This is a genomic window from Tautonia plasticadhaerens, from assembly GCF_007752535.1.
Lineage (GTDB): Bacteria > Planctomycetota > Planctomycetia > Isosphaerales > Isosphaeraceae > Tautonia > Tautonia plasticadhaerens.
This window is the reverse complement of sequence record NZ_CP036426.1, coordinates 333,447-349,234: the sequence shown is the minus strand read 5'-3', so window position 1 is coordinate 349,234 and position 15,788 is coordinate 333,447. Positions and strand designations below refer to the sequence as shown.

At 73.8% G+C, this 15,788-nt stretch carries 12 protein-coding genes; 7 read left to right on the top strand and 5 right to left on the bottom strand.

The genetic code is table 11. The annotated features are described in order from the left end of the window. Positions 1–289: 289 nt before the first annotated feature. Together ElP_RS01335 and ElP_RS01330 are read left to right on the top strand one after the other, a co-directional pair. The gene (locus ElP_RS01335; RefSeq protein ID WP_145266529.1) at positions 290–2,227 is read left to right on the top strand and encodes a S8 family serine peptidase; all 1,938 of its coding nucleotides are present in this window, start codon (positions 290–292) and stop codon (positions 2,225–2,227) included. 206 nt (positions 2,228–2,433) lie between these two features. After that, a complete protein-coding gene (locus tag ElP_RS01330) occupies positions 2,434–3,822 on the top strand; it encodes a tetratricopeptide repeat protein (RefSeq protein WP_145266527.1) in 1,389 nt (462 codons plus the stop codon). A 34-nt stretch (positions 3,823–3,856) separates the two neighbouring features. On the opposite strand, the gene ElP_RS01325 is transcribed toward ElP_RS01330, so the two are convergent. The 4 genes from ElP_RS01325 to ElP_RS01310 form a co-directional block, all read right to left on the bottom strand. Further along, on the bottom strand, positions 3,857–4,390 hold the full coding sequence (locus ElP_RS01325; RefSeq protein WP_145266525.1) for a DUF309 domain-containing protein: 534 nt from the start codon (positions 4,388–4,390) through the stop codon (positions 3,857–3,859). A 63-nt stretch (positions 4,391–4,453) separates the two neighbouring features. After that, positions 4,454–5,611, bottom strand: coding sequence for an anti-sigma factor family protein (locus tag ElP_RS01320; RefSeq protein ID WP_145266523.1), 1,158 nt, complete (start codon positions 5,609–5,611; stop codon positions 4,454–4,456). A gap of 133 nt (positions 5,612–5,744) precedes the next feature. Then, positions 5,745–6,359, bottom strand: a complete 615-nt coding sequence (locus tag ElP_RS01315) for a sigma-70 family RNA polymerase sigma factor (RefSeq protein ID WP_145266521.1) — start codon at positions 6,357–6,359, stop codon at positions 5,745–5,747. Positions 6,360–6,519: 160 nt separating this feature from the next. Beyond that, on the bottom strand, positions 6,520–8,112 hold the full coding sequence (locus ElP_RS01310) for a hypothetical protein (protein WP_145266519.1): 1,593 nt from the start codon (positions 8,110–8,112) through the stop codon (positions 6,520–6,522). Positions 8,113–8,560: 448 nt separating this feature from the next. Between ElP_RS01310 and ElP_RS01305 the strand changes: the two genes are divergently transcribed. The 3 genes from ElP_RS01305 to ygfZ all read left to right on the top strand — a co-directional run bounded on the left by ElP_RS01305 (position 8,561) and on the right by ygfZ (position 12,691). Then, positions 8,561–10,366 carry an alpha/beta fold hydrolase gene (locus tag ElP_RS01305; protein WP_145266517.1) on the top strand — a complete coding sequence of 602 codons (1,806 nt, stop codon included), beginning with the start codon at positions 8,561–8,563 and terminating at the stop codon, positions 10,364–10,366. A gap of 41 nt (positions 10,367–10,407) precedes the next feature. Continuing rightward, on the top strand, positions 10,408–11,604 hold the full coding sequence (locus ElP_RS01300; protein WP_145266515.1) for a lactate racemase domain-containing protein: 1,197 nt from the start codon (positions 10,408–10,410) through the stop codon (positions 11,602–11,604). A 79-nt stretch (positions 11,605–11,683) separates the two neighbouring features. Next, positions 11,684–12,691, top strand: a complete 1,008-nt coding sequence (ygfZ, locus tag ElP_RS01295) for a CAF17-like 4Fe-4S cluster assembly/insertion protein YgfZ (protein ID WP_197446632.1) — start codon at positions 11,684–11,686, stop codon at positions 12,689–12,691. 27 nt (positions 12,692–12,718) lie between these two features. Here ygfZ and ElP_RS01290 read toward each other — a convergent pair whose 3' ends face one another. Further along, entirely contained in the window at positions 12,719–12,988 is a 270-nt protein-coding gene (locus tag ElP_RS01290) for a hypothetical protein (RefSeq protein ID WP_145266511.1), read from the bottom strand. A gap of 285 nt (positions 12,989–13,273) precedes the next feature. Between ElP_RS01290 and ElP_RS01285 the strand changes: the two genes are divergently transcribed. Both ElP_RS01285 and ElP_RS01280 read left to right on the top strand, forming a co-directional pair. Beyond that, entirely contained in the window at positions 13,274–13,996 is a 723-nt protein-coding gene (locus tag ElP_RS01285; RefSeq protein WP_145266509.1) for a glycosyltransferase family 2 protein, read from the top strand. Then, complete coding sequence (locus tag ElP_RS01280; RefSeq protein ID WP_145266507.1) at positions 13,993–15,627, top strand: hypothetical protein; 1,635 nt, start codon at positions 13,993–13,995, stop codon at positions 15,625–15,627. Before ElP_RS01285 ends, ElP_RS01280 begins: the two co-directional genes overlap by 4 nt. The last annotated feature ends 161 nt before the right edge of the window (positions 15,628–15,788 follow it).

Below are 15,788 nucleotides of genomic sequence, written 5' to 3'. Positions count from 1 at the left end.
TCGATCACGAAAAATTTGATTGTGGTCCGGGCGGCTTGGCCCTAAGGTGCCGCTTGCCGACGGCGACCCTCGCCGGCCCGCCGACGGGGGGGGCGGCGCTCCCCGGCCGACCTTCGGGTCGAGCCTCGACCCGCCTCGGGTCGGCGCCCCGACCGGGTCGCACGCCCCGTCGGCGGCCGAAGGGCCGAGGATCTGGTCCGGGGCGACGGTGCCCGGCCGGGCACCTCGGGCGGGGCAGGGACGGCCGCCGGCCCGAGGCGCGCCAAACACGACCAAAGGGAAATCGTCCATGAGCACTTTTCGTCTTTCCGGCATGCTCCTCGTCGCGATCGTCGCGTCCTCGGCCGTCGCCGGCCCGGCGCGGGGCGGTGACGACTGGCTGGCCAAGGCGATGGGGTCGCTGGCGGACCCCGACGGCTGGGTCGGCGCCGACCGATCCCAGGCGATCCAGGTCGCGGACGAGACCTCCGTCGGCACCGGCGTGAACCAGTACGTCACCGACCTGGTCGGCAACGGCAACGGGCCGGGCCTGCCCCCGCTGACCGGCTCGATCAACGTGAACTCCTTCCTCGGCGCCGATCGGTTCTATGACGCCGGCTACACCGGCGCGAACGCCCGGCAGGCTAACATCGAGGCCGGCCACGTCTGGGGGGGGCATGAGTCGCTGGGCCACGTCAACCAGATCCCCGTCGGGCCGGTCCCCGACCCGATCCCGGGGGGGTCCCCCGTCTCCCAGCTCGGCGAGGTCGACCGGCACGCCACCTGGGCCGGCATGGTCATGGGAGGCCGACAGGGAGGCGCCAACCCGGGCGTCCACCAGGAGGGGATCGCGCCGGGGGCCCAGCTCTTCTCCGGGGCCGTCGCCTCCTCCTGGTTCGGGAACCGCTACGCGCTGAGCTTCAACTTCTACTTCGCCAACCTGTTCGACACCTACGAGCGGGCCTTCGAGACGGGGGTGCCCGGCGGCGGGGCGGTCGACGTGATCAACAGCAGTTGGGGCAGCACCGGGGCCGCCGACCTCAACGCCTCGTCGCTCACCAGCGTCGGCCTCGACGGCCTCTCCAACGAGAACACCCGGACGCTGTTCGTCGCCTCGGCCGGCAACAGCGGGGCGGGCCCCGACCGGGTGGGCGGCCCGGGGTCGAACTACAACAACATCTCGGTCGCCGCGCTGGACGCCGACCCGGACAACGACGCCACCTTCGACGGCTTCGACGTGCCGGCCGGCTTCAGCAGCGGCGGGCCCAACGACTACGTCGACCCGGTCAACGGCGCGTTCAACAACGTCCGGCAGGTGGTCGACATCGCCGCCCCGGGCACCGACATCGTCTCGGCCTATTACGGCGGGCAGACCGGCGGCAACAGCCCGCAACTGACCGGCGGGCCCAACGGGCCGGCCGGCGGCGCCGACTTCTACACCAGCACGATCGCCGGCACCAGCTTCGCTTCCCCGACCGTGGCCGGCGGCGCCTCGCTGCTCTACGACGCCGCCCGGGGCGAGCTGGCCGACACCCCGGACGCCCGGGACGCCCGCGTCATCAAGGCCGTTTTGATGAACTCGGCCGACAAGACCGCCGGCTGGGACAACGGCCAGGTCCTCTTCGACGGCGCGATCCTGACCAGCCAGGGCCTGGACAACCGCGTCGGCACCGGCCGCATGAACCTCGACGCGGCCTTCGACCAGTTCCTCAGCGGCACCACCGACGTGGCCGGGACCGGCCAGGGCGACATGGGCGAAGTCGAGGCGATCGGCTGGGACTACGGCGTGGTGGTCGAAGGGACGACCAACGATTACTTCTTCGAGCAGGACCTGCGAGGCGGATCGACCTTCACCGCCACCCTGACCTGGTTCCGCGACCGCTTGCTCGACCGCGACGGCGACAGCTTCACCGCCCTGGACCTCAGCTACGACGACCTGGACCTGGAGCTCTGGACGGTGGTCGGCGACGGCTTCGGCCGGCTCGTGGCCGCCTCGTTCAGCGCCTTCAACAACAGCGAGCACTTCAGCTTCATCCTGCCCGAGTCGGGCGCCTACGCCCTCCGGGTCCGCTGGTTCGGCGAGTTGTTCGACCTGGTCGGCGACGCCAACATGGAGACCTACGGGCTGGCCTGGTCCACGGCGTTCATCCCCGAGCCGGGTTCGGCCGTCCTCGCCCTGATCGGCGCCGCCGGGATCGGGACGACCGGCCTGGTCCGCCTCCGACGCCGTCGCCGACCCGCCCGCTGATCCGGGCCCGTCGGGCATCGATCGGCCCGATCGGCCGTTGCCTGCCGTCACCTCCCGGCAGGCAACGGCCCGCCCCTCGCCCCCGGGGGGCGGGATCCGTCCGCCGGGGAGGGCCCGTGGCTTCCCGGTTTCTCATCCGCAGCCGAAACACCGACGAGCCGTCCCGCCCGCCGGGTGGGCCGCGACCGGGCGAGGTCCCATCGATCATGAATCGCCGGTTCGGAATCCTCGGGCCGCTCCGGCTCGCGCTCGTGGCGATGGCGGCCACCCTTCTGCTCCGGCCGTCGGGCGCCGGGGCCGACTCGTTCGACCTCTCCGACCTGCTCCTGGAGCCCGGCCGGCCGATCCGACTCCTCCCTCGGAACATCGAGGAGGTGGACCGGGCGGCCGAGGCGTTCCGGGGGGGGGATGAGGAGGGGGCGCTCCGCCTGCTGGAGTCGGCCGCCGAGAAACACCCGAGCCTGCCGCCGGCCCGGGCGATCCTGGCCATGCTCTGCTTCTCCGCCGACCGGGTCCCCCAGGCCCGGCTGCTCCTGGAGCGGGCCGCCTCGGAGTCCCCCGAGGACCCGACCGCCTACACCCTCTTCGGCAAGCTCGCGCTGGCCGAACGCCGGGTCACCGACGCGAAGCTCGCCTTCGAGAAGGCCGCCGGGCTGGGCCCTCCCCCGTCCTGGACCGAGCTCCAGCGCCGGGAGCTGGATTTGACCTGCCGGGAAGGCCTGGCCACGGTCGCCGAGGCCCGGGGCGACTGGTCCTCGGCCCGGGAACACCTGGAGGCATGGCTCGCCCTGGAGCCGGCCGACGCGACGGCCCGGCACCGCCTCGGCCGGGCCCTCTTCTGGCTCGGCGAGGTCGGTCCGGCCCGGGAGGCACTCTCCCGGGCCTCGGGCCTCTCCCCGTCGCTGGAACCCCCCGACGTGACCCTCGCCCGCCTCTTCGCCCTGAAGGGGGATGTCGAGCAGGCCGGACGCCGGTTCGACCGGGCCATCGACGACGCCCCGGACGATCCCCGGCCCTTCGTGGCCAAGGCCGCCTGGCTGCTCGACCGCGGCCTCCCCGGGCAGATCGCCCCCCTGGTCGACGAGCTGGGCCGGATCACGCCCGACTCGACCGACCTCGGCAAGCTCCGGGGGCTGCTCGCCCGCTCCCGGGGCGATTCCGGGGAGGCCGAACGCCACTTCCGATCCCTGCTCGAACGCGACCCGGGGGACGCCTTCGCCCGGGACCAGCTCGCGCTGGTCCTGGCCGACCAGGACGACCCCGAGAAGCGCCGGAAGGCCCTCGAACTGGCCGAGATGAACGCCCGGCTCTCCCCCGAAGGCCCCCGGGCGCTCTCGACCCTGGGCTGGGCCCGGTTCCGGGCCGGCCTGGCCGAACCGGCCGAGCAAGCCCTCCGGCTCGCCGTGGCCCGGGGCGAGTCCTCCCCGGACACCGCCTACTTCCTCGCCCGGGTGCTCGACGCCTCCGGCCGCCCCGACGACGCCGAGACGCTCATCCGACTCGCCCTGGGACGCCCCGGCACCTTCTTCGCCCGGGACCGGGCCCGTTCCTGGCTCGACGATCGCGAGGCCGATGGCGGCGGCGACGCCCCCTGACCCGGGTCCCCCGGGACGCGCATCCCGCCCCGTGCTATCCCCGATCGACGCCCGACGGCTCGATCGGCGGCCCGATCACCCCGGCGACGACCCCGGCCGACGGGCCCGGCCCCTCGGGGGGATGCTCGGCGATCGCCCGGGCGATCGCCGCCCACGCCTCCAGGTCGAGCCCCAGCAGCCGGCGGGAACCACCCCGGGCCACGGACTCGAACAGCTCGGCCGCACGCCGGGCGTGCGTCGACACCCCTCGGGGCTGCCCCTGCCGGGCCTTGACCCCGGCCGCGGCCAGCTTGATCAGCCCCTTGAGGACCTCGGCCGTCGGCCCGGCCCTCTCGTGGGCGTGCCAGAGCCCCTCCCACGCCTCGTGGGCCTCCCAGTAGAACCCGGCGTTGAACAGGAGGACCCCGCGCAGGTAGCTCGGCGAGGAGGCCCAGTCATCCCCCCGGATCGGCGGAATCCGGGGTCCCCGGGGGCGGCCGGCCAGGTGCCCCCCCTCGCCGCTGATCGGGTGCGGCCAGGGCCCCCCGGGGACGTACGAGTAGGGAGGCAGCGGGTCGTCGGGGAGCATCACGTCCCTCCCGAAGCGGGATCGCCTCGGGCCTCAGGAAGGTTGAGGAGCAGGGGGCAGCGGTCAGCCGCCCCCCGGCCCGTCCCCCCGGATGAAGAGGAACACGGCCCGGGATTCCTCCTCCTCGGGGGGAGCCTCGGCCTCGGGATCCCGGGCCGCGGCCGGTGTCGGGCGGGCCAAGGGGTGATCGCCCGGGATGACGCCCCGAGGCGCCCCCAGGCCGCCGGGGAGCGACGGGGGGACCGGGCCGACGGGCGGCACGGCCAGGTCGTGTTGCGGATCCTGCCGGTTGGCGAGCAGCCGGCCGTCCGGCTCGACCTCCCGCAGCGGCGCCGTCCGCTCGGCGGCGAGCAGTTCCAGGCCGAGCCCGACCGCCCCGTCGAGCAGGGCGACCGGGGCCTCGGCGTCGGTCGGCTCGAAGATCCGGGCGTGGTCCGCCAGGTTGACTTCCAGGCGGCGGAACAGCTTCTCCCGCTCGTCCCGGCCGGCGATCAGGGCGAAGACGCCCACCCCCCCGGAGTGCTCGGGGCGGATGAGGCCGTAACGCCGGTCGCCCCGGACGGTGTGGCGGAGCAGGTCGTCGACCTCGTCGAACAGCCCCACGACCTCGGCCCCCGTCGGGGCCTCGATCGTCAGCTGCATCGACCCGGGCCGGTCGGCCAGGTCCCCCACGAATCGGATCGCGTCGGCGTCCTCGGGAAGGGGCTCCTCGGCGGCGGCGACGGCGACGGCGACCTCGACGGCATCCCCGGGCCCGGCGGCCTCGGCGGGCCCGGCACCGGCGTCGGCGACGGCCGACGGCCCGTCGGCCTCGACCGCCCCGGCGTCGGCCGGTGCGCCGTCGGCCGACCCGGCCGGATCCCCCGGCACGACGACGACGACCTCGATCGGGCCGTCGATGACCGGGGCGTTGTCCCAGTCGTCGAGGATCGAGACGACCAGGACCGCCGCGGCGGCCAGGCTCGCGGCGGCGGCGAACGACGGGTAGGCCCGTCGACGGGCCCTCGACCGGGCGATCCGGTCGACGACCGCCCCGGAGACGTCGGGCGTCTCGGGCGGCCGGTTCAGGCCGGCGACCAGGCCTCGCACCTGCGAGAGCTCCCGCAGCATGCGGTCCAGCCGGGGGTCGGCCCGAGTCGCCTCCTCGACCCGTCGGCTCGACTCGGGGTCGAGCTCGCCGTCGAGGTAGGCGCTCAGCAGGGTTTCGTCAAATTGGGACATCTGGGATCAATTTGGAAAAATGAAGGAATCGAACGGGAATCGGGCCCTTGGGTCGGCCATCGAGGCCCCGGCCGATCGGATCGATCGGGCAGGGGGGGGAGGCCAACCCCGAGATGCATGATGGATGAGGCACTCAGTCGGGCTCGGGGGAGCCGTGGCGGACGGGCAGGTCCTGCTCGTCGACGATCCCCGAGAGCCGCTCCCTCAATTCGCGACGGGCCCGGTGGAGGCGACTGCGGACCGTGCCGACCGGGACTCCCAGGGTGGCGGCGATCTCCTCGTACCGCAGGCCGTCGAACTCCTTGAGGACCACCACGGCCCGGTGGTCGGGTGCCAGGGCGTCCAGGGCGGCCTGGATCGCCGCGTCTCGCTCGGCCAGTTCGGCCGGCAGGGTGGGGTCGGATCGGCCGAGGTCGTCCGGGGGGTCGACCCCCGCGCCGCCCTCCGGCCCCAGCTCCGAGAGCCGGGCCGGCCCTCGGCGGCGGCGTCGGTGGCTCAATGCCAGGTTGACGGACAGCCGGTAAAGCCAGGTATAGAAGGAGCTTCCGCCCCGGAACCTGCCCAGCTTCTGGTAGGCGCGCAGGAACGATTCCTGGAGCAGGTCCTGGGCGTCCTCGGCCGAGCCGGTCAGCCGCAACAGGGTGGGATAGAGTCTCCCCTGATGCCTCCTGACCAGCTCCCCGAAGGCCTCCGCCCGCCCCGTCCGAGCCGCCTCGACCAGGGGCTGGTCGTCATCGAACCCGGTCATCGTATGCCCTTGGACGCCCCTCGGGTCCTGGAGGTTCCCCTCGACCCCGCCACTTCCGGATCGATCCGGCCCGAGCGAACCACGCAAGACTCCATCATAGGCAACCCGGGCCGCGACGGATGCGCCAGGCCACGGGGAGCCGGCCACCCCTCGTCAATCGCTACGGCTGCCCCCCGACGGCCATCCGGGCGGCCTCCTCCCGCATCAGCTCCAGCATCCCGAGGGGGATGTACGGGGAATCGGACCACATCGTCAGCCGGTCGCCGAGACGCTCGAACTGGGCATGGGCCTCGGGGTAATTCCCGGCGATGGTCGCCAGGGCCGCATACTTGCTCCGGGCCACGTTGTTGTCGGGATAGTGCTCCAGGTACTCGTCATAGGCCTCCCGGATCTCGGGCCAGACCTCGGGAGAGCTCAGGTATCGCGTCCCTTCGGCGCGGTCGACCATGCAGGCGTACCGGAAATGGGCGTCGGGCGAGAGCAGCGTGATCCCGGCCCGCCAGTTCCCCGTCTCGAAGCAGGAACGGCCGAAGGCGAGCATCTCTTCGACCGAGCCGTGCCACTTGGGATCGAGCCAGTCGAGCTTGGTGAGGCAGGCGGCGTACCAGTCGCCGTCGGCCCTCATGGCCCGGTCGAACCAGCGTTCCATGACCGCTCGGTCGCCAACGATCGACTTGTCGATGTCCATCAGGTACGAGGCCACCCGGGCGTTGTCGGGCTCCAGCTCCCAGGCGGCCTCGAACGCCTCCCGGGAGAGGGCGAGGCGGTCCTCCAGCCGCTCGAATCCGCCGGCCGGGACGGCCGGGGCGAAGGCATTGGTGCGGGCCTCCCACCCGTAGTCGAACCAGAACCACCCCCGGACGACGAGCCGGAGCGCCTCCGCCTCGGGCAGGCCGGCCAGCCCGGCATCGACCCGCTCGTAGGCCTCGACGGGTTCGAGCCCCAGGGCCCGGTAGCCGGTCACGAGGCTCCTCAGGGTGTCGAACCAGAGATCCCGCCAGTGCTCGGTGCGAGCGTCGGTCCGGACGCTCTCCGGCATCAGCGCGAGGGCGTCATCGAAGTAGCGCCCGGCCTGCTCGCGAGGGGGCCCTCCTAACGACGAGGCGGCCACCACCTGGGTGCCGGCCAGTTCCAGAGCGACCGCCCTCCGGCAGGCGGGATAGTCGCTGGCCCGGAGCCCCTCGGCGGCCTCGATCATAAGGCGGGCCAACTCGGCCGGCCCGACGACGTCGAGTGCGACCAGGGTCCGGGTGTGGAGGTAGGCGAGCATCGGGTCGTCGCAACCGGCATCGAGGGCGGCCCGGGCGGGCCGTCGGAGGTCGGCCAGTGTGACCACGGGGTCGACCTGCAGGCCGAACATCCGGGAGGCCAGATCCATCGCCTCTCGGGCGGACTCGTCCCATCGGGGATCCTTCCGGCCAACCTCGTCGTACGCCCCCAGGACGGTTCGCCGGTTCCACTCCAGCTTCTCCCGGCGCCGTTGCTCCATCCGGTCGAGATCCTGGGGAATTTCCGAGGTCGAGAGGGCCCCCCGGACGATCCCCGGCGACTTGCCCTTCCTGGGAGGATCCCGATCCGGACCCGGCGCCTCCACGGCAGGGCTCTCACCGGCGAGGTCGGCCGGGGCCCCCTCGGCCGGCCCGGGGGCGGGGGCCGTGGCCGACTCGGGTGCCGGCAAGGGCCGGGTCATGACGATGCCGGCAGCCGAGGCGGAGGCCAGCAGGATCAGGCCGAGGGCAATCATGCGTCGCATCGTTCGGAGGGCTCCGGCGCGGGGGAGGGGCGATCGATCGAGCGAGGGACGGGCCCGGCCGGGCGTCGAGGCGACCGGAACCCATCGTCACGACCCGATGACAGTTGTATCACGGCGGGCCGGGATAGACCATGCGTGATTGATTCGCTGTTCGCCCGGAACATCACGCCCGAAAGTCGCCTCGACGGCCCGACCATCCGGACCGGTCGTCCCCTCAACAACTGGCCGAGGCATCCGATCAGCATCGCCCCCCACCCGAGCTTGCAGGGCAGGGGCCTCGACGCTACCATCCCGCCCGATGTCCCAGACGACCCGAGCACCCGAGGCAGGGATGACCTCGAGGGCGGTCCCTCCTCGGGACGCCGAGGGGGCCGTCGCGGCCCGCGCCGGCCGGGATCGGGGGGCGGGTCGATCGGGGAGTGGAGTCGTCCGGCCGGCGATCGGGCTCATGGCCCTGATGGTCCTGCTGTCGAGCGGCTGCGGGGTGGGGGCCCTCCGATCGCACGACCCGGAGGCGGCGGCCCGGGCCCTGGCCGTCGACGAGGCCGAACGCCAGCGGTTCGCCGCACTGCAGTTCCTCACCTCGGGGCCGGGCAGGCCGGACCTGCTGCTGGAGCTGGCCGGGCTCGCCGACCGGATCGGCGAACGGTCCGAGCAGCGGGGGCTCCCCGATGCCCTGGCCTGGGCCCGAGACGGCGCCTCCTACTCCTGGTTCGCCGCGCGGGACGCCGCGACCGTCGGCCGCCCTCCCCCCTGGTTCGAGCACGCCAGGGACCTGCACAACCGATCGGTCCTCCGATGCCTCCGGCTGGCCGAGGCCGACGAGCCGGGGCGCGACCCGGCCTGGGGGGATCGCCTGGCCTCGGTGGGGATCGTCGTCGACCCCTCCGCCACGCTCGGGACCGGGGGGACGGCCGACCAGCTCCTGATCGCCGCCGACCACCCCCCCCCTCGCCACCTGACCCCCTACCGCCGGCCCGGCTGGGGCGTCCCCCTGATCGCCGGCCGACGGGGGTGGGCGGGCCGGTCGCCGACGGACGCCTTCTTCCCGACCCGGCTCCAGGTGCCCGCCACCGCCCTGCTCGTCCCGACGGGAGATCCCGACGGCGGCCGGTGGCGGGACCGGCCGTCCTCGCTGGTGCTGGTCGATCCGGTCGACGAGGCCGGGGTGCCGATCGCCCCCGGCCTGATCCTGCCCCTCGCCGGGGACCTGACCGCCCCGCTCCAGGACCAGGCCCGGCGCTCCTGGCCCGACGGCCTGGGATGGCTCGGCGTCTTCGACCCCGACCGGCTCGCCCCGGCCATCGGCGTCTACCTGACCCGCCCCTACGACCCGGGCAAGATCCCGGTCGTCCTGATCCACGGGCTCTATTCCAGCCCCCTGACCTGGGTCGCCATGCTCAACGAGCTGCAGGCAGACCCGGTCCTCCGCTCCCGGTACCAGTTCTGGGTCGCCTTCTACCCCACCGGCTACCCGATCCCCTACTCCTCCTCCCGGATCCGGGAGCGGCTCCGGGCCCTCCGCCGGGCGTTCGACCCCGAGCAGGACGACTCGGCCTTCGACCGGATGGTCGTGGTCGGCCACAGCATGGGGGGGCTGGTGGCGAGGTCCCTGATCCTCGACCCGGGCGACGCCCTCAGCCGGGCCGTCTTCGCCCGGCCACCGGACGAGCTGGACCTGGCGCCGATGCCGCAGGCGGCCCTGCGGGCGATGTTCCGGACGACCCCCGAGCCGGCGATCCGACGCGCCATCTTCCTCGCCACGCCGCACCGGGGGAGCCGCCTGGCCAGCCGACTCCTCGGGCGGATCGGCTCGCTCCTGGTCCGGCGGGGGAAGGCGATCGAGGGGCTATTCGCCTCGATCCGGGACCGATACGGGCTGGACGCCCTCCGCCCCTTCTTCCGGGGGCGGTCGATCACCGGCATCGACAACCTGAAGTGGGACAACCCGCTGCTCCGGGCCTCGGCCTCGGCCCAGACGGCCTCGGGCGTCCCCTACCACTCGATCATCGGCGTGCTGCCCGGCACGAGCTTCGGCCGGCCGGGCCGGGGGACCGACGGCGTCGTCGGCTTCACCAGCGCCCACCTCGACGGCGCCGCCTCGGAGCTGGTCGTCCCCCACCACCACATGCTCACCCGGCTCCCCGAGGTCATCGCCGAGGTCCGCCGGATCCTCCTGCTGCACCTGGCCGAGGCCGACGCCCCGGCGCCGATCGCCGGACGCTTGACCCCGGTCCCCCCCCTCCTACGATGAGGGAGCACGGGGGAAATCGACGAACCGGGGCGGGATCGGCCATGCGGGTCGCGGTGGGGTTCCAGGACGATCGGCTCGAATTCGAGGTGCCCGACGACCGGCTCGTCGGCTCGTGGGACGGCCCGGAGCCCCTCCCGGCCGAGGCGTTCCGGGACCGCCTCCGGCTCGCCCTGGAGGGGCCGATCGGCTACCCCCCGCTGCGGCAGAACGTCGTCCCGGGGGACCGCGTCGTCATCCCGATCGACCCGGACGTGCCCGACGCCCCCCGGGTGGTGACGATGATCGCCCGTGAGCTGCAGGACGCCGGGGTCGGCTCGATCCGGGCCCTCTCCCTCGGCCCGATGCCGGGCCCGATCCGCGACGACTGGCCCTCGGCCGCCCCCCTCTCGGTGCACGAGCCCGAGGGGGCCGACCCGACGACCTTCGCCTACCTCGCCAGCACCCAGCAGGGGCGACGGATCTACCTGAACCGGGAGCTGACCGAGGCCGACGTGGTCGTGCCCGTCGGGGCGCTCGGCTTCGACCCGGTCCTCGGCTACAAGGGGCCCTGGAGCACGCTCTTCCCCGGGATGAGCAACGCCGAGACCCGGCAGGGCGAGTGTTCCTCCCCGGCCGGGGTCGGCACCCGGGGGAGGGTGCTGGAGGAATCGGGGGAGGTCTCCTGGCTGCTGGGCAGCCTTTTCCACGTCGGCGTCCTGCCGGGCTCCTCGGGGGCCTCCGGGGTGATCGCCGGGGAGGCGGGGGCGATCCGGGAGGAGGGGATCCGGGCGATCGACCGCGCCTGGACCTTCCGCCCCGAGGGCCGGGCCGATCTGGTCGTCGCCGGCATCGGTTCCCCGGGCCGACCGGGCTCGATGGACGACCTCGCCGCCGGGCTCGCCACCGCCGCCGGGCTCGTCCGGCGGGGGGGGAAGGTCGTCGTGCTCTCCCGGGTCGGGGGCCCGCTCGGCCCCGCATTGCGGCGCCTGACCGGCCTGGACGACCCCTCCCGGGGCGGCGTCAAGGCCCTCCGGGGCGCCGAGGCCGAGCCCGACTACCTCGCCGCCCGGTCCATCGCCGAGGCCCTCGCCTGGGCCGACGTCTTCCTGCTGAGCGACCTGGACGAGGACACCGTCGACGACCTCTCCATGATCGCCCTCGGCTCCGCCGAGGAGGCCCGACGCCTCGCCTCCAAGAGCCCCTCCTGCCTGGTCGTCAACCGGGCCGAGCGGACGAAGGCCGACGCCGGGGACGAGTAGCGGGGGGGCCATGCCGACGAGCGGCGTTCCCCTGGAACAGTCCACGAGTTTGCAACCGATCCGCCCGAGGCGACGACCGATGCCCTCCTACCCGTCTCCCGCCGCCGTCGCCCTGGATTCGAGCGTCGTCCTCGCCGATCGCCCCGACCGGGCTCGGATCCGGGTCGTCGGGCCGGACCGGGCGAAGTTCCTGCACAACCTGACGACCAACGAGGTCAAGGCCCGGCAGCCCGGCTCGGGCTGCGAGGCGTTCGTCACCAGCCTCCAGGGCAGGACGCTGGGGTTCGTCTCGCTGCTGGTCCTCGACGACGCCATCCTTCTCCGCACCGAGGCGGCGGGGTTGGGGCCGATCCTCCCCCACCTCCGCAAGTACGGCGTGCTGGAGGAGGTGGAGCTGGAAGACGACTCCGCCGCCACGTTCGAGTGCCACCTCGCCGGGCCGAGGGCGGCCGACCTGCTCGCCTCCCTCGGGGTGTCGAGCCCCCCGGGCGTCCCCTACGACCACGCCCCGGCCGAGGTCGCCGGCAAGGCGATGCGCCTGGTCCGGGAGGATCCCCTCGGGGCCCCGGGGTATACCCTGATCGGCGACTCGGCCGACGCGCCGGCCGTGCTCGACGCCCTCGCCCGGGCCGGGGCGTCGATCGGCCTGGTCCGGATCGAGGCCGAGGCCTTCGACGCCTTCCGGATCGAGGCCGGCACCCCCGCCTCGTCCCGAGACGTGACCGACAAGAACCTGCCCCAGGAGCTGGGCCGAGACGACCGGGCGATCAGCTTCGTCAAGGGCTGCTACCTGGGCCAGGAGACCGTGGCCCGGCTCGACGCCCTCGGCCACGTCAACCGCCTGATCCGGGGCCTCGTCATCGAGGCCGATTCCCCCCCGAATCCCGGCTCGAAGCTGTTCGCCGGGGAGAAGGAGGTGGGCTGGATCGGCTCCGTCGCCGTCTCGGAGCGCTCGGGCAGGCCGATCGCGCTGGGATACGTTCGGACCTCCCACGTCGCCGCGGGCAGCGCCCTGGTCGTCCGGGACGCGGGGGGCGGGGAGTCCCCGGCGACCGTGGCCGCCGGGCCGATGACCGCCGGGGGATGACGAGGGATCGGGCGGGACGGGGGCCGATCACTCGGGATCGTCGAGCGGCCGGAGGCCGTCGGGGCCGATCCGGTCGAGCGGCACGATCACGGTGGCCGCCCGGCCGGCCCGGAGGTCTTCCAGCACCAGGGCCCCCCGCGGGCTGGTCGGCGCGAGACGATGCTCGGGGTCGCTGTCGGACCGTGCCAGGCGGCCCCGCAGGACTTCCCCGCCGCAGTCGATCCGGATCCTGGGGAAGCGGGTCCCCTGGCGGCGTCGGATTTGAACCAGCGATTCGTGGCACTCGTCGTACGTCATCGGCTCTCCTCCCTGTCGACCGATGCGGGGCGGGGGCGTCCGCGACGCTCGCGCGACGGCCCGACCTGCAGGGGATCGGCCGAAAGGGCCCCGAAGGTTGAGGCAATTTCGGCCGATGATCCGGATCGGGGCGACCGTCGCCGGCATCGGGCTTGCATTTAACTCAACCCGGGCCCCGTCCCGGCCGCGTTGACTTCGGATGCGGCCGGCCTAGAATGCCGCCATTGCCTCGAATGTGGGTCCCGCGAATCCGACCCCCTCGACGACCCTCCCCGAGCCCCCGCCATGCGCCTGCTGACCGCCATCCCGGTCTATAACGAGGAGGAGAACCTCGAGCCCGTCCTGGCCGAGATCCTCCGACACGCGCCGGGGGACGTGCTGGTCGTCGACGACGGCTCGACCGACCGGACCCCCGAGCTGCTCTCCCGGTTCCCGACCGTCCGGGTGATCCGGCACGAACGGAACCGGGGGTACGGCGCCGGGCTCCGGAGCGCCTTCGAGGCCACCGTCTCCGGCGGCTACGACGGCCTCGTCACGCTCGACTGCGACGGCCAGCACGAGCCGGCGATGATCCCCGAGGTGGCCGGGCCGCTCGACCGGGCCGACCTCGTCTCCGGCAGCCGGTACCTGAAGGTCTTCGACCCGAGCCAGGCCCCCCCCGAGCAGCGCCGGAAGATCAACGTCGAGGTCACCCGATGGCTCAACGAATGCCTCGGGTTCGGCCTGACCGACGCCTTCTGCGGCTTCAAGGCGTATCGGGCCGAGATCCTGCCGAAGTTCGAGATCTCGGACGAAGGCTACGCCATGCCGCTGCAGGTCTGGGTGCAGGCCGCCTCCCACGGGATGACCGTGGTCGAGGTGCCGGTGCCGCTGATCTACCTCGACGAGAAGCGGGCCTTCGGCGGGGCCCTGGATGACGCCGAGTACCGCCTGAATCACTACCGATCCGTCTTCCAGGACGCCCTCCGGCGCTCCCGCATCGAGGTGGCCGGGGGGTGTCGCGGATGACAGGATTGACGCCCCGTCGGCTGCGGGCCCCCGCCTCGGACGGCGCCCTGCTGGCCGAGCCCCCGATGGCGGAGGCCCCCGGGCTGCTCGACGCCAACCGACGCCGGCTCTCCTCCTGGGACCACGACTTCCAGGGCCGGCGGGCCGGCCGGCTCCGGTCGATGGCGCGCTCCGAGATCCTCGACCGCTCCCGGCGCTTCCTCCTCCGCTTCGGCCTGGACGACCTCGACGGCCTCCCCGACCCCTCGAGGGACGCCGACGCCCCGCTGGTCGTCACCGGCCATCAGCCGGAGCTGTCCCACCCGGGCGTCTGGGTCAAGAACTTCGCGGCCGCCTCGATCGCCCGGGCGGTCGGCGGCCTCGGCCTGAACCTGATCGTCGACAACGACATCCCCAAGGCGGTCGCCGTCCGGGTCCCCTTCCGCGACGGCGACCGCCTGAAGGCCCGCCACGTCCCCTTCGACGAGTGGGCCGGCGAGTCCCCCTTCGAGGACCTCCGGGTCCAGGACGAGCAAACCTTCGCCTCCTTCGCCGACCGCGCCCTCGGTCTGATGGGGGGCCTGGTCCCCGACCCGCTGCTGCCCGAAGACTGGCCCCGGGCCGTGCTCGCCGCCGGGCAGACCGACCGCCTGGGCCTCCGCCTGGCCGCCATGCGACGGGCCCGGGAGGCCTCCTGGGGGGCCCGCAATGCCGAGGTGCCGCTGGGGGGCGTCTGCGAATCGGAAGCCTTCCTCTGGTTCGCCTCCCACTTGCTGGCGCACCTCCCCCGGTTCCGGGAGGTCCATAACGAGTCGCTCGACCGCTACCGCAAGGCCCACGGCATCCGCAGCAAGAACCACCCGGTGCCCGCCCTGGCCACCGAGGGGGACTGGCAGGAAGCCCCCTTCTGGGCCTGGCGACGCGACCACCCCCGGCGCCGGCCGCTGATGGCCCGCCAGGTCGACCCGTCCAGGATGCAATTGAGGATCGCCGGGGACGACGAGCCCCTCGTCGAGTTGACCCTCGGCCCCGACCGGGACGCCTGCTGCGCCGTCGAGCGGCTCCGGGAGCTGCCGGGCCGGGGCGTCCGCCTCCGCACCCGGGCGCTGACCACCACCATGTTCGCCCGGGCCCTGCTGGGCGACCTGTTCATCCACGGCATCGGCGGCGCCAAGTACGACGAGCTGGGGGACGAGATCTTCCGGGGCTTCTTCGGGGTGGACCCGCCCGGCTACCTGACCCTCTCGCTGACCCTCTGGCCGGGGCTGCCCGACGACCCCGCCTCGGCGGGGCAGCTCCGCGAGGTCGGGGCCCGGATCCGGGACCTGACCTTCAACCCCGACCGCCACCTGCCCGACCCCCTCCCCGAGGCCGCCCGGGAGGCGTTGGAGGCCAAGCGGGCGGCCCTCGCCGGGCCGGTCGGGTCCCGGGCGCAGCGGGCGGCCCGATACTTCGCGATCCGCAGGGCGAATGCCGAGCTGTCCCCCTTCGTCTCGGCCGACCGGGAGGGGTTGCGGCGGCGGGAGGGTCGGCTCCGGGCGGGCCTGGCCCGCAACGCGCTGGCCCACAGCCGGGAATACGCGGCGGTGCTCCACCCGGCCGACCGGCTCCGGTCGGCGCTGCTCGGGGCCGCGGGCGGCCCCCGGATCTGACCCCCGGCCGATCCGATCGAAATTTTGCCGCTCGACCGGGGCGGAGCGTCGCACTCGCCCCTACAATATCAGGTCCGGTCGAGTCGCGGCCCGCCGGACGATCCGGCTGCGGGCCCCGGTCCCGGGCCGATCGGACCGGCCGCCGAAACGGAGGCGGCCCC